The organism is Nocardia sp. NPDC003269, from assembly GCF_042888005.1.
Classification (GTDB): domain Bacteria; phylum Actinomycetota; class Actinomycetes; order Mycobacteriales; family Mycobacteriaceae; genus Nocardia.
Genome location: NZ_JBIAPA010000003.1, coordinates 194089 through 206660, shown reverse-complemented (window position 1 = coordinate 206660; position 12572 = coordinate 194089). Strand labels below are relative to the sequence as shown.

15 protein-coding genes are annotated in these 12572 nt (G+C 69.1%); 4 read left to right on the top strand and 11 right to left on the bottom strand.

Features of this window, described 5'->3' with window-relative positions:
• Positions 1-166: 166 nt before the first annotated feature.
• Together ACFYWJ_RS20910 and ACFYWJ_RS20905 are read right to left on the bottom strand one after the other, a co-directional pair.
• Positions 167-583 carry a hypothetical protein gene (locus tag ACFYWJ_RS20910; RefSeq protein WP_355272554.1) on the bottom strand — a complete coding sequence of 139 codons (417 nt, stop codon included), beginning with the start codon at positions 581-583 and terminating at the stop codon, positions 167-169.
• A gap of 111 nt (positions 584-694) precedes the next feature.
• Entirely contained in the window at positions 695-1420 is a 726-nt protein-coding gene (locus ACFYWJ_RS20905; RefSeq protein WP_355272556.1) for an SDR family NAD(P)-dependent oxidoreductase, read from the bottom strand.
• A 106-nt stretch (positions 1421-1526) separates the two neighbouring features.
• Between ACFYWJ_RS20905 and ACFYWJ_RS20900 the strand changes: the two genes are divergently transcribed.
• Positions 1527-2366: a LysR family transcriptional regulator gene (locus ACFYWJ_RS20900; protein ID WP_355272557.1), complete on the top strand. Its 840-nt coding sequence runs from the start codon at positions 1527-1529 to the stop codon at positions 2364-2366.
• Between the two features lie 94 nt (positions 2367-2460).
• On the opposite strand, the gene ACFYWJ_RS20895 is transcribed toward ACFYWJ_RS20900, so the two are convergent.
• Positions 2461-2934: a hypothetical protein gene (locus ACFYWJ_RS20895; protein WP_355272559.1), complete on the bottom strand. Its 474-nt coding sequence runs from the start codon at positions 2932-2934 to the stop codon at positions 2461-2463.
• Between the two features lie 88 nt (positions 2935-3022).
• Positions 3023-4051, bottom strand: a complete 1029-nt coding sequence (locus ACFYWJ_RS20890) for a WYL domain-containing protein (protein WP_355272561.1) — start codon at positions 4049-4051, stop codon at positions 3023-3025.
• Positions 4052-4131: 80 nt separating this feature from the next.
• Between ACFYWJ_RS20890 and ACFYWJ_RS20885 the strand changes: the two genes are divergently transcribed.
• Positions 4132-4599 (top strand): VOC family protein, encoded by a 468-nt coding sequence (locus ACFYWJ_RS20885; protein ID WP_355272563.1) that lies wholly within the window; start codon positions 4132-4134, stop codon positions 4597-4599.
• Positions 4600-4651: 52 nt separating this feature from the next.
• Here the strand turns inward: ACFYWJ_RS20885 and ACFYWJ_RS20880 are convergent, their stop codons facing one another.
• Complete coding sequence (locus ACFYWJ_RS20880; RefSeq protein WP_355272565.1) at positions 4652-5041, bottom strand: helix-turn-helix domain-containing protein; 390 nt, start codon at positions 5039-5041, stop codon at positions 4652-4654.
• A gap of 78 nt (positions 5042-5119) precedes the next feature.
• Between ACFYWJ_RS20880 and ACFYWJ_RS20875 the strand changes: the two genes are divergently transcribed.
• Positions 5120-5530: a RidA family protein gene (locus ACFYWJ_RS20875; protein WP_387162126.1), complete on the top strand. Its 411-nt coding sequence runs from the start codon at positions 5120-5122 to the stop codon at positions 5528-5530.
• 111 nt (positions 5531-5641) lie between these two features.
• Here the strand turns inward: ACFYWJ_RS20875 and ACFYWJ_RS20870 are convergent, their stop codons facing one another.
• Both ACFYWJ_RS20870 and ACFYWJ_RS20865 read right to left on the bottom strand, forming a co-directional pair.
• Positions 5642-8605, bottom strand: coding sequence for a tetratricopeptide repeat protein (locus ACFYWJ_RS20870; RefSeq protein WP_355272566.1), 2964 nt, complete (start codon positions 8603-8605; stop codon positions 5642-5644).
• Complete coding sequence (locus tag ACFYWJ_RS20865; protein WP_355272568.1) at positions 8602-9027, bottom strand: hypothetical protein; 426 nt, start codon at positions 9025-9027, stop codon at positions 8602-8604. Before ACFYWJ_RS20865 ends, ACFYWJ_RS20870 begins: the two co-directional genes overlap by 4 nt.
• Positions 9028-9216: 189 nt before the next feature.
• Here ACFYWJ_RS20865 and ACFYWJ_RS20860 point away from each other — a divergent pair, with 189 nt between their 5' ends.
• Positions 9217-10365 carry a serine hydrolase domain-containing protein gene (locus ACFYWJ_RS20860; protein WP_355272570.1) on the top strand — a complete coding sequence of 383 codons (1149 nt, stop codon included), beginning with the start codon at positions 9217-9219 and terminating at the stop codon, positions 10363-10365.
• A 25-nt stretch (positions 10366-10390) separates the two neighbouring features.
• Here ACFYWJ_RS20860 and ACFYWJ_RS20855 read toward each other — a convergent pair whose 3' ends face one another.
• The 4 genes from ACFYWJ_RS20855 to ACFYWJ_RS20840 all read right to left on the bottom strand — a co-directional run bounded on the left by ACFYWJ_RS20855 (position 10391) and on the right by ACFYWJ_RS20840 (position 12425).
• On the bottom strand, positions 10391-11605 hold the full coding sequence (locus ACFYWJ_RS20855; protein WP_355272572.1) for an FAD-dependent oxidoreductase: 1215 nt from the start codon (positions 11603-11605) through the stop codon (positions 10391-10393).
• Between the two features lie 144 nt (positions 11606-11749).
• Entirely contained in the window at positions 11750-12031 is a 282-nt protein-coding gene (locus ACFYWJ_RS20850; RefSeq protein ID WP_355272573.1) for a hypothetical protein, read from the bottom strand.
• A complete protein-coding gene (locus ACFYWJ_RS20845; RefSeq protein WP_355272575.1) occupies positions 12028-12189 on the bottom strand; it encodes a hypothetical protein in 162 nt (53 codons plus the stop codon). The genes ACFYWJ_RS20850 and ACFYWJ_RS20845 overlap by 4 nt, the downstream gene beginning before the upstream one ends.
• Before the next feature lie 11 nt (positions 12190-12200).
• Positions 12201-12425 (bottom strand): hypothetical protein, encoded by a 225-nt coding sequence (locus ACFYWJ_RS20840; protein WP_355272577.1) that lies wholly within the window; start codon positions 12423-12425, stop codon positions 12201-12203.
• Positions 12426-12572: the final 147 nt, after the last annotated feature.

Genomic DNA, 12572 nt, shown 5'->3' with positions numbered 1-12572 from the left:
GGACTTCGGGTCGACACCCACCCGCATACTCCGTCCCGAACGGGTCGGAGCAGGGGACGAGTTGCCGCCCTGTGCCCACCCCAATCATCAGCGACATACCACCAACGGGTCAATCGTCTTGTCCAAGCACCACCTTCGCCGGTGGCGCGCCACACCCCTCGCCTGTTCAGACCCGGCGCATGGTGGCGTCGTAGGCCGCCTCGGCCATGTCCGGACGATCCGGGTCGGGCAACCACGAACCGGTGATCGTGGCACCGTCGGCGATGATGGTGCCGGTGTAGGTCATTCCGAGACCGGCATGCACGAGAGTGTCACCTTCACGGCTCCACCGGTAGTTCAGCGGTGCGCCGGGACCCGAATACACATGCGCGGCGAACCCGGAGGCGGCCTCGTCCGGCCAGATCAGTTCCAGGCTGTGGATCTCGGTGCCCCCGATCCGCATCCTGCCGTCGAGCTGTAGGAGCCCGCCGTCCAGGATGCGTGTCGCGGTGAGTTCCCCGGTGATGTCGTCGTGGTCGGACTTGTGGGTGCGCCCGGTGAGCTCCCAGGCACCGAGCAGTACATCGAGATCGTTCGCGGTCATGCGCTTCCTCCCTCGGGTAGGTCCTCCGGCCTTTGCCGGTCTTCTCCTTCATAGGTCGAACAGGAGCGGCGGAGATCGACACGTGTGCCGGCCGAGGCACGGGATTTCTCCTCACCAGGGCACTGGTCCCGCGTCGTCGAAGAATCCGCCGGTCGGTCCGTCGTCGGGCAGGGTCGCGAGGTGAATCGCGATCGCCGCGCCCTGCCGGGGTGTGCGGACGCCACGGAAATCGGTGAGGTCGGTGGCGGTGAAACCGGGGCAGGCGGAGTTGATCAGGATCTTGGTGTCGCTCAGTTCCTTCCCGTATTGGATGGTGACGGCGTTCAGGAAGGTCTTCGACGCCAGGTATGCCACGGGAATCGGGCCCATGTCGATGCCGGGCGTGGTGTGCAGGGCGAGCGAGCCCGCGCTGCTGGACATGTTGACGATGCGCGGTGACGCCGAGCCGCGCAGCAGGGGCAGCATCGCGTTGGTGACCCGGACGACGCCGATCACGTTGGTCTCCACCACGGCTCGCACCGTCGCGGGATCGACCGTGGTGGGAGTCTGCGGCAGAGCACCGCCGATCGCGGCATTGTTGACCAGCACGTCGAGCCCGCCGACCTGATCGGCGATCAACTCGGCCGCGGCCGCGACACTCGCGTCGTCGGCCACGTCGAGCGGGACGGCGAACGCGTCGGTCCCCGCCGCACGCAACTTCTCCACCGCGGCCTCCCGGCGTTGCCGATCCCGCGCGCCCACCCCGACTCGCCAGCCGAGGGCGCCCAGGCCCGCCGCGATCTCGTATCCGATTCCTTTGTTCGCGCCGGTCACCAGCGCGATCGTGGGTTCACTCATGCCGTTGATCATGTTGCGGGCTCGGGTGCCGCGTCCAAGACCGACTGGGTGGCGGCCGATACCGCACGGGTATCGGTCGTGGTGAACGCCCGGATACGATCACCCGGTGGAGACGCGAGAGTTGCGATACTTCGTCGCGGTGGCCGAGGAGTTGCACTTCGGGCGGGCGGCCCAGCGGCTCGCGATGGCGCAACCGCCGCTGTCGCGGGCGATCCAGCAGCTCGAACGACGACTCGGAGTCGTCCTGCTGCACCGTGGTTCGCGCGCGATCACCTTGACCGAGGCCGGGGCGGTGCTGCTGCGGGAGGCCCGGCTCGCGCTCGACGCGGTCGACGCCGCCGAGCGCCGCACCCGCCGTGCCGCCGCCGACCTGCCCGGTGTCGTGCTCGCCACCAAGGCGGGAGCCGCCAGCGAATTGTTGTCGAAGCTGCTGGACGCCTACGCCGCCGAGCCCGGCGCTGTCGCCGTCGAGGTGATGTTGTGTGGCCCCGGCGAACCGGAACGACTGCTACGCAACGGAAGTGCCGACGTCGCGCTGCTCCTCCGCCCCTACGACACGACGACCGGATTCGACACCGAGGACCTGCACACCGAACCGCAGGTCGTGGTCCTGCCCGCCGGACATCCCCTCGCCCACCGACCCCACCTCTCGATGACCGAAATCAACGCCCTGACCGACCTGCCCCTGCCGCGCTGGCCCCGGCGAGACGGCAGCTACCCGGACGGCCCCGGCCCGCAGGTTCGCGACCACACCCAGTTGGCCCAGCTGATCACCCTCGGACGGGCCTGCGCGATCGTCCCCGAGTCGCTCCGCGCCCAACTCCGCGCCGATCACGCCACCGTGCCGGTACTGGACGCGCCAACCGTCACGACCGTCATCGCCTGGCCGCCACACAGCACATCCCGAGCCGTCGCCGACCTCGTCCGTACGGCGACACGCCTCTAGCCTCCGCCCCCGCTGTTGATCGGCGCCCGGGGCGATGAGCAGCGGGTGAATGAGCAGCGGCGTCGCCACGGGTCGGCTGAGGGCCGGCGCACGATCAGCCCGAGGACTCGGAAACCGACCTGTCCAGCCGGCGATCCGGTGGAGTCGGCGGGATCTCCGGCGCGCGGCGTTCGGCTTCCCCGGACGGGCTCGACAGCTGGAGGAACCGGGCCAGTTGCCATTCGTAGCTCTGCGATGAACCGCGGATGGCGAGTCCGATGTCTTTCCGCACGACCTCATAGAAGCCGCGGCGCGCTTGACTTGCCTCTTCGACTGCTTGCGCCCAGGGGACATCGGAGATTCTGCCGGTGGCTATCAACTGGAGACGGAACCCGCTCTCGTGCCACCTGCGGCCGGCGACCACCGCGTCTTCGCTTCCCAACATCAGCACCGACTCCCACATCATCGTTCGCGCTTCCTCCGCGGCGGCGAGGGCGACCAGCCCTTCGTCGAGGGGAAGTTTGTCGATGTCGGGGTGCATCCCCTGGTGCGCGGCGATCCGGACCGAGAGACCGATCGCCTTCTTCACCGCGTAGGCGTACTCGGTGTAGGCGGTGAGTCGCTTCTCATCAGCCTGTCCGATGAATTCTCCCAGTACGCAACATCTTTGGATAGGGTCACGGCATCGCGCGGGCGGCGCGGGCGGCGCGCCGGGAGAGGGTGGCGAAGGCGTCGCGGAGTTCGTCGGGTCCGATGACTTCGATCTCGGTGTCGAATCGGGCCAGGGTCGCGGCGAGCGCGGCCCAGGACCAGGATCCCGTCAGGAGCCTGGTGCGCGCGGAGCCGAGTTCCTCGACGGTGCCGTCGCCGGCGAACGGCGCCACCCGGGCGGCGGGCAAGTCGAGAATCACCTCGCCGCGACACGGCCAGATGTTCGCGGTGCCGGAGCCTTTGAACCGCGCGGAGAGGAAGGCGGCGATGTCGCCACCCGGCACCTCGCGTGGGGTGAAGCGGGGGCCGTTGGGGATCCGCAACACCATCCGATCGGCGCGGTAGGTCCGCCACTCCTGCCGCTCGGGATCCCAGCCGATCAGATACCAGCGACCACCGCGGGCCACGAGGTGGTGTGGTTGCACCCGCCGCGCCGGCGGCGACTCCGCGGGTGTCCCCGCCGCGGACCGGTAGTCGAACCGGATCTCCTCCACGGCGCGCACCGCGGCGCTCAGGGCGAGCAGAACAGTGGGGTCGACCTGGGGATCTGTTCCGCGACCCGCCGATTCGACCGCGGTCACGTCGAGCGCGTCGACCCGGTGCCGCAGGCGCGCGGGCAGGACCTGCCGCACGGTCGTCAGCGCACGGGCGGCGGCCTCTTCGATCTCCGCGCCCGTTCCGACCGCGACCCGCAGCGCCACCGTGAGCGCGACCACCTGGTCGTCGTCGAACAGCAGCGGCGGCATTGCGCTCCCCGCCGCGAGCCGGTAACCACCGTCGGGACCCTTCGCCGCGTGAATCGGATAGCCGAGTTCGCGCAGCCGCTCGACGTCGCGCCGCACCGTGCGTTCACTCACGGCCAGCCGCTCGGCCAGCACCGCGCCCGGCCAGTCGCGGTGGACCTGCAACAGGGACAGCAACGCGAGCAGGCGACGAGAGGTCACGGTCGAGGACGCGATCGGCATGCTGACCAGCCTGCCACGAATAGCGGACATTCCCTGTCCGGTACTGCTGACACGGTGGTCTTGTCGCCGGAGCCTCCGGCGCGAAACCACTTCCGAAGGGACCGCTCACCATGTCGGTAAACACTGTCGCGCACTTGAACTTCCACGGTCAGGCCCGTGCCGCCCTGGAGTTCTACCAGTCGGTATTCGGCGGACAGCTCACCGTCGCCACCTACGGCGACTTCGGGATGCCCGCGGCGCTGCCCGATGCCACCAAGGTGATCTTCGGTCAGATCGTCGCCGACACCGGGTTCCGGGTCATGGCCTACGACGTGCCGGGCACGGACGCGCCGGTCGCCCTCGACCAGCCGACCACCCGCCGCGAGAATGGCACGACCCTGACCACCGAGCCGTTCTTCCTGTCCGTCCGCGGCGACACCGTGGAGGAGGTCGGCGCGCTGTGGGAACGCCTCGCCGACGGAGCGAGCGTCATCGAGGACTTCGGCCCGGCGCAGTGGGCACCCGGGTTCGGGATGCTGCGCGATCGCTTCGGCGTGACCTGGATCCTCGACGTCGCCACCGAGTACGCCCAGGCCTGATGCCCGTTCCCGGGGTGCGGCCATCGCGGTCGCACCCCGGCGGGATGGTCTGCTATCGCAGCGTCCCGGGGTCGTTCTCGCCCTGGTGATCGTCGAAGCGCGCACGTGCCTGCTGGACCGCGGGCAGGGTGTCGGTGGTCCAGAGCAGCAGTGCGTCGATGAGTCCCTGCAAGGTCCGGCCGATCGGCGAGATCCGGTACTCGACAGCGATGGGCCGGGTGTGGGTGATCACTCGATCGACCATGCCGTTGCGTTCGAGGCGACGCAGCGCCGAGGTGAGCGATTTCTGTGTCACCTCCGGGATCGCCCGGCGGAGCTCGTTGAACCGCAACGGCTGATCACACAGCGCCTCCATGATCTGCAACGACCATTTGTCGAGCATCTGGTCGAGCAATTCACGGTGCTGCGCGGTGAGCTGAGCGGCCTCGTCGGTTTCCTGCATGACACCTAGTCTCGTTGAAGTGCCCTTCGAATACCACGTATACAAGGGATACCTAGTCGATCCGCGAAGGGAACCACCGTGCCCGTGCAGCTCATCACCCCGCCGAAGATGTTCGGTCCCGTTCCGTACCACCATGTTTCGATCAGCACCGGAACCCGCCACGTCCACGTCGCCGGTCAGATCGCCCGCGACGCCGACGGCAACCCGGTCGCCCCCGGCGACCTCGCCGGCCAGCTCGCCCACGCCCTGCGGAACACCGCCCGCGGCCTGGCCGGAGCGGGCGCCACCTTCGCCGACGTCGTCCGTCTCAGGTTCTTCGTCACCGACTGGACTCCCGACAAATACGCCGACTTCCTCGACGGCATCAACCAGGTCGCCACCGAACTAGCCCTCCCCGATCCCCTCCCCCCGGTCTCCGCCATCGGCGTCGACTACCTCTTCGAACCGGATGTCCTCGTCGAGGTGGAGGCCTACGCCGTCCTCGACTGACGCACGCCTACACGGCGGCCTGGTCGACACTGAATTCCCCTCGCCGAGGGACGGATTGGCCCGAGGACAGCGCGGCGCGCGCCGAAAACCTGGAGGACCTGCCCCTGGGTGTCAGTCCTGGGCGGCAGCGGCGCGCCACGCGACCAGGCGCCGGGTGGCGTCGTCGTGTTCGGCGGCGCCGAGCCGGTCGTAGAGCGCGACGGCGGCCGAGAGGTGCGCGAGGGCTTCGTCGATGGCCCCGCGCCGGCGGGCGACCTCGGCGAGCCCGGCCAGTGCGTGCGCTTCCTCGTAGGTGTCGTGCAGTCCGGCCGCGTCGGCGAGTGTGCCGGTGAACAATTCGGCAGCGGTGTCGAGGTCGTCGCCGCGTGCGGCGAGCCCCGCCAGGAAGTTGACCGCGTAGATCTCACCGGCACGTGTGCCCACAGAGCGGTAGATGTCGCGTGCCTCGGAAAACAGTCGACCCGCCTCGTCGCGGTCGTCGTCCAGATCGTGGATCCGACCGAGCGCGACCAACGCGTTCGCTTCACCGAAACGGTCGCCCGCCGCACGGTAGTCGGCCAGTGCCGAATCGGCGTGCGCGGTGGCAGCCTCGGCATCGCCTGCCGTGCAGTGCAGATGGGCCAGCTCGACGAGCGCGCTGGTCGCGCAGATGCGATGGCCGACCTCGCGTCCGATGGTCAGCGAGCGGGTCTGGAGGTCGAGGGCCTGTCTGTAGTCGCCGCGACGTCGCAGGACGAGTCCGAGTTCGCCGAGTGCGTAGGCTTCGCCGACCAGGTCACCAGCCTGCGCGTGCAGCCGCGCTCCGTCTGCCAGCAGCTCGGTGGCGGCGGCGAAATCACCGGTCAGCCGGTGGACGCGACCCTGTTCGACCCGGCAGTTCGCCTGCAAGGCGGGATTGCCGGTGTCGCGAGCGAGCGCGCTCGCCACATCCTGCTGGGCGACAGCCGCGGGGTAGTCGGCGGCCAGCCGGTGGCCGATGCCGAGGTGGTGGACGGCGTCGGCCTCGCCCCGGCGGTTGCCCAACTGCCGGAACGCGGCCACGGCGCTGCGGTGCACGTCGATCGCGGCCGGGTAGTCGCCGGTGATCTGGTGCAGGATGCCGATCGCGTGCAGGGCCTGCGCCTCGCCGAGCGGGTTGCCGATGGTGCGGCACAGGTCGAGTGCCTGCTCGTGATAGGCGACGGCGGCCGGGTAGTCGCCGCTCAGTCTGCTCAGCGTGCCGAGTTCGTTGACCGTCTCGGCCAGGCACAGCGGCTGATCGATCGCCGCATAGAGCTCGCGGGCGGCGGTCAGCTCAGCGGCAGCCGTCCGATAGTCGCCAGTGATGATGGCGACGAGTCCGAGGTTGTATCCGGCGGTGGCCCGGCCGAGCCGGTCGCCGGACTCCTCGAAGATCGCGAGCGCGGCTCGCAGCAGACTGCGGGCGTGATCGAACTCGCCGAGTTCGTGCAGCACGTGACCGATGTTGTTGAGGGCGTTGCCCTCTCCGGTCCGATGCTCGATCCGACGGTAGGTCTCGAGCGCTTCGGTCAGCAGATCTCGTGCCTCGGCGTGTGCACCGGTGAGATCCCGGACGACGGCCAGATCGTTGAGGGCGTTGCCGTAGGCGAGCTGGTCGCCGCCGGTCCGCGCGTATTCGGCGACCCTGCTGTGCAGACGGGCCGCCTGTTCCCAGGGACCGTCCAACCGGAGCAGGCCCGCCAGGGACGAGGTCAACCGGAAGAGGTGCTCGAAATGTTCGATGCCCCAAGCATACTCGATGCAGGCGAGCAGGTTGGCGCGTTCCGCGCGCAGCCAGCGGAGAGCGGCGGCGAAGTCACGGGGGCCGGAACGGCCGGTTGTGGCGGTCCCGACACCCGCTCGGCGGGTAGGGCGCGTGGTAACGCCCAGAAACTGCTCCGCGAGTTCGGCGATGTCGGCATAGTGGGCGATGAGGCGGCGCACCGCTTCGGCGGATTCGAGCGCGGGATCGCGCGCGAGCAGGGTGCGCGCGTATTCCCGCAGCAGATCGTGGGTGCGGAAGCGGCCAGGTGACTTCTCGTCGACGAAGTGATCCTCATAGAGCGCTTCGAGTTCGCGCCGCGCGGTGGCGACGCTGCAGTCGTGGAGAGCGGCCGCGGCGTGCGCGTCGATGTCGGTTCCAGGATGCAGGGCCAGTCGCCGGAAGAACTGTTGCCGTCCGGCGGGAACGGCGCGATACGACATCTCGAACGCCGCACCGACCGCGCGGGTCCCGGAGGTCAGTTCACCCAGACGATCCTCGGCTCCGGTGAATTCCGCGGCGTAGTCCGCGATCGACCAGCTCGGATGATGGGCGAGGCGACCGGCCAGCAGGACCAGGGCCAGCGGCAGGCCCTCACAATACTCGACCAGCTGGGCGACCGCGGCCAGATCCGCCGCCGGCCATGTCCGGCGTCCGGACAGATTCCGGAACAGCTGGGCGGCATCCTCCGTGGGCAGCATGTCCAGCGGCGTCGGGACGGCGTCGTCCATGGCGACGAAGCGGCGCCTGCTGGTGACGAGGGTGAAGCAGCGACTGCCACTGGGCAAGAGGGGGTCGACCTGCCCTTGATCGCGCGCGTCGTCGAGGACGACCAGGATCCGCTGATGGCTGACGCGATCCCGCCACAGATCACGTCGGGCATCCAGGCCGTCGGGAATGTGTCGCGGGTGGATGCCCAGATCGATCAGGAGTGTGGCGAGCACGTCGGCGGGTTCGGCCGGTGTCGCTCCGGGCCGGTGGCCGCGGAGGTCGACGAAGAACTGGCCGTCGGGGTAGTGCGACACGAGAGCATGCGCTACGCGGATGGCTACCGCGGTCTTGCCGATCCCCGCGGTGCCGCTGATGGTGCCGATGGCGGTGTGCCCACTCGCCGCGCCGGTCACCAGGGACGCGATGACTTCTTCCCGATCGACCAGCGTGCGCAGGTCTCGCGGCAACAGATGCACGGCCGGTCCCCGTGGCGCGAGCGCCGTCTCCTGGACAATGGTCGCGTGGACATCGCGGCCGGCTTGGATGCTGGTCCCGCCGTCCACCGAGGCCACGAGCTCGACCCGGGGCGGTTCGGCCGTCACGGCAGTGGTGGCGGACCGGAGAGGTGGGCGTCACGCCCGGCCTGGATGCTGATACCGCCGCTGACCTCCGCGGTGAGCGTCACCGAATGGTCCTCGACCGGAACCGCGCCCGGCGCTGCGGGCCGCAGGTTCTCGTCGAGGACTCGCCGCAGTTCGACGGCCAGTTCCGGGTCGTGCTGGAGCAGTCGACGGAGGCGGTGCTGCCATGATTCGGCCAGCACGGCCTCGATGGTGGTGTCGCCCGCGGCCTGGGCTGCTTCCAAACCGGGGCGCTGGCGTTCGAGATCGCGCCCGACCTCCTCGGCCTCCTCCGGATCACCGTGCCGCCACAGGCCCACGATCGCATCCCGTGCCTGTGTCCAGGTCTGGGTGGTCAACGCGGTCACCAAGGCGGACCCGGCAGCGATGATCAGTTCATCCATTGAGAGTCCTTAGAACACAGGATGTTTCGATCGAGAATACCGGGCCGGAGCCTTCTGCGGTCGGAGCTCGACCTCGGTCATCGACCTTTTCGGTTCGCAGGGATCGCACCGTCGTCACAGCGATTCGGGGACTCGGGTCCGGGTTGTCCCTGATGTGCGCAAAGGCCTTGCGATGCAAGGGTGTCAACCATGCATCTGCGTAGGTTCGTGCTGGTGGCCGGGGTCGCGACGCTACTCGCGGGCGGCGGGCAGGTCATCGCCCACGCGACACCGGCCGACCAGCTCCGCCGCGACACCGCGGCGCTCCACGCCCTCGGCGTCAGCGGCGTCCAGGCCAGGATGATCGCACCGGACGGGCGGCACACCGTCGCCACCAGCGGCACCGCCGACCGCACCACCGGTCGTCCGGTCCCGGCGGACGGCTACTTCCGGTTGGCGAGCACGGCCAAGGCGTTCGTCGCCACGACGGTGCTGCAACTGACCGCCGAGGGCCGGGTGTCCCTGGACGACACCGTCGACCGGTGGCTACCCGCGGTGGTGCGCGGCAACGGCAACGACGGCTCGCGGATCACCGTGCGCCACCTGCTCCAGCACACCAGCGGCCTGCACGACGACCTGCCCGGATACACCACGCCGCAGGAGTACTACGAGCAGCGCTACGACGTGTACACGCCCGAGCAGCTGGTCGCCCGAGCCATGGCGCATCGGCCGGATTTCGCGCCCGGCACGGGCTGGGGGTACTCGAACACCGGCTATGTCCTGCTCGGCATGATCATCGACCAGGTCACCGGCCGTCCGGTGCACCAGGAGATCGAGGACCGCATCCTGCGCCCGCTCGGCCTCGACCAGACCAGCTGGGCGGGTACCTCCCCCACCCTGCCCGTGCCGCATGCCAGGGCGTATCAGCTGTTCGGGCCCGACGCGGAAGTCGATGTCACCGAACAGATTCCGGTGGATCCGGACATCCTGTCGTTCGTCACCACCACCCGCGACGTGAATCTCTTTCTGCGCGCACTGTTCACGGGACGTCTGTTGCCCGCCGAACAGCTGGCCCAGATGCGCCAGACCGTCCCTGTGAGCGAGGAGCTGGAGCCGCTGTGGCCCGGTGGACGGTACGGGCTCGGCCTGGTCGAACGCCCGCTGAGCTGCGGCGGCAGCTACTGGGGTCACGAGGGCGGCGACGGCGGCTACATCACCCACAACGGCGTCACCGCCGACGGCACACGCAGCGTCGTCGTGTCCATGTCCGAAGCGTTGGGCGATACCCCCGAACACATTCTGGCGCAGGAGAACGCGGCGAGCACACTGGTCGATCACGCGCTGTGCGGCGAGCAGTGATCGCGACACCACCGCCGATCAGCGGCTAGTTGTTGGCGCGTTGGATGGCGCGTTGGACCAGGCTGCGGATGCCGGGGAGCTGGATCGCGCGGAGCATCATTTCGCCCGCCCACACATGGGTGCGTGTCGGCGGGGCGAATCGGCTGATTCCCCTGCGCGCCAATGCCTGTCGCTTATCCACCTCCGGCCGCAACGCCGTCTCCCAGGCGTCGAGCGCGGCGGGGATGTCGTCGCCGTGTTCGGCCAGCGCGGTGCCGAGCCGGTCGGCGCCGTCGAGGGCGAGGGCGGCGCCGTAACCGGCGAAGACCGTGACGCACCAGGCCGCGTCGCCGAGCAGCACGATCCGGCCCTGGCTCCAGCGGTCCATCACGATCTGGCCGACCGAATCGAAGTAGGCGTTGCCGGGCTCGGCGGCGAGCTGACCGAGTGCGTCGGCGACACCGCCGCCGAGGTCCCCGAATGATCGAGTGAGCGCGGGTGCGGCACCGAGATCCAGTTCGGTGGCGGAGTCGGCGTCGGGGCAGCGGTAGGCGAAGAACGCCGAGGACCTACCCGGCCCCAGGTTCATCACCGCGGCCGTTCGGCCGGGACCGATGAACGTGGTGCCCACCCCATCGGGCATCCGGTTGGGAGGTGTGTCCAGCGGAAACGCACCGACCATATGACCCAGGTCCACGAAATACTCGGACTCGGCGCCGAAGACGAGCTCTCGAACCCGCGAGTGCACGCCGTCGGCACCGATAAGAAGTTCGGCGCGGAGGTGGGTGTCGTCGCTGAGGGCTACTTCGACCTCCCCCGGAGTCTGGGTGATGGCCCGCACCGTGGTGCCGAAACGGATATCGGCGAACTCGGCGACGGCGTCGTACAGCGCCGACTCCAGATCGCCACGGAACAAGCTCAAGGCCCGGTCCCCGACAGCGGCCTCGGCAACGGCAGCGGGAATCCGGAGTTTCTCCCGGCCGTCGGCGTGGACGAGGACCGAGGTGAAGAATCCGATATCGCGCGGGGTCAACGCCGGGAGCAGCCCGAGCCGCTCGGCCGCGTCATATCCGGGCCCGTGCAGGTTCACCAGGTAGCCGCTACTGCGGCGACTCGGCGCACGCTCGACCACGACGACATCCCAGCCCTGCTGACGCAATCGCAGCGCGGCCGCCAATCCGGCGATCCCCGCGCCGACGATCACCGCCTGCCTGCCCGATGGCTCGGCTTGCCTGCGCGCAGCGCTGTCGAAGGTTTCCATGACGACTCCTCGGTTCAATGGGATGTCGGCGAAACCCTCACGAACTTCCGCCGTGCGTCAACTAGTAGTTGACGCACGACCTATCGTCAACTACTAGTTGACGCATGGTTCAGCAGGTACCCCTGGACGATGCGATCGCCGCGATCACACTGCTCGGTCGAGCCTTGATGGAGCAGGCTTCAGAAGCTCCAGACCAGCGGCGTTGACCCACCAGAGCACCCCGCCCGCGTACTCGCGGTACTGCACGAGGCGCAGCCGGTGCAGTTCGCCGAGGTAGGCGCCCGTCTGACGAGTGTCGTGACGCAGCGCAGCGGCGAGCTCGTACACCGTGGTGCCCTGAAGGCGAGTCGGTGCGACAGCGGCGAGAGACTCGAGCGTCCAGCGCTGACAGCGGGTCAGTGTCGCGGGCGCGTTATTGTCGATCACTCGTTCCCTGCCCCGAGCGCGTGGCGCCCCGCGAGCGCGGCCGGAGTCTCGGAGTCGAGCTCGCGCAGCCAGGTGCTGTCTTCCCACGGACCGAATGCGACCGTGTGCTCGCGGCCTTCGTCGTCGATGCGCGACCACGAGCCGTCCAGTCGTTGCAACCAACCAAGTGTCACCGGACGGACTTCCGAGGCGGTGTCCGCAGCGGCGGCCAGATCTGCCAGAGGTCACGTTGCCTGCGGAATGCGAAGCCGTCGCGGAACAGCACCCCGAGGGCGCGGCGCGCCTTCCACGTCGATAAGCCCGCGCCGCGGGCGATCTGGTCGACAGTCAATATGCCGGCGGGCCTCAGAACATCGAGCACGGTGCGCTGCCGTGCGGTCAGGTGGTCGAACATCGCGCCCCTTCACGGCGTGGGTGTTGGTCGGCCTCGAATCGAGGCTGAATTCAGCACACCGCGAGCTGCCTTCCCGGCGTAAGGCGTGCGACATGGGCGGGTGTGTGCACAGGGGGTGTGCACGGAATCGGATTCCTGGCTATGCAG

What these genes read in the sequence shown, in the direction of transcription:
- ACFYWJ_RS20910 (WP_355272554.1), bottom strand. Translation starts at nt 583, where the DNA reads ATGACCGCGAACGATCTCGATGTACTGCTCGGTGCCTGGGAGCTCACC.
- ACFYWJ_RS20905 (WP_355272556.1), bottom strand. Translation starts at nt 1,420, where the DNA reads ATGAGTGAACCCACGATCGCGCTGGTGACCGGCGCGAACAAAGGAATC.
- ACFYWJ_RS20890 (WP_355272561.1), bottom strand. Translation starts at nt 4,051, where the DNA reads ATGTCCGCTATTCGTGGCAGGCTGGTCAGCATGCCGATCGCGTCCTCG.
- ACFYWJ_RS20885 (WP_355272563.1), top strand. Translation starts at nt 4,132, where the DNA reads ATGTCGGTAAACACTGTCGCGCACTTGAACTTCCACGGTCAGGCCCGT.
- ACFYWJ_RS20880 (WP_355272565.1), bottom strand. Translation starts at nt 5,041, where the DNA reads ATGCAGGAAACCGACGAGGCCGCTCAGCTCACCGCGCAGCACCGTGAA.
- ACFYWJ_RS20865 (WP_355272568.1), bottom strand. Translation starts at nt 9,027, where the DNA reads ATGGATGAACTGATCATCGCTGCCGGGTCCGCCTTGGTGACCGCGTTG.
- ACFYWJ_RS20860 (WP_355272570.1), top strand. Translation starts at nt 9,217, where the DNA reads ATGCATCTGCGTAGGTTCGTGCTGGTGGCCGGGGTCGCGACGCTACTC.
- ACFYWJ_RS20855 (WP_355272572.1), bottom strand. Translation starts at nt 11,605, where the DNA reads ATGGAAACCTTCGACAGCGCTGCGCGCAGGCAAGCCGAGCCATCGGGC.
- ACFYWJ_RS20840 (WP_355272577.1), bottom strand. Translation starts at nt 12,425, where the DNA reads ATGTTCGACCACCTGACCGCACGGCAGCGCACCGTGCTCGATGTTCTG.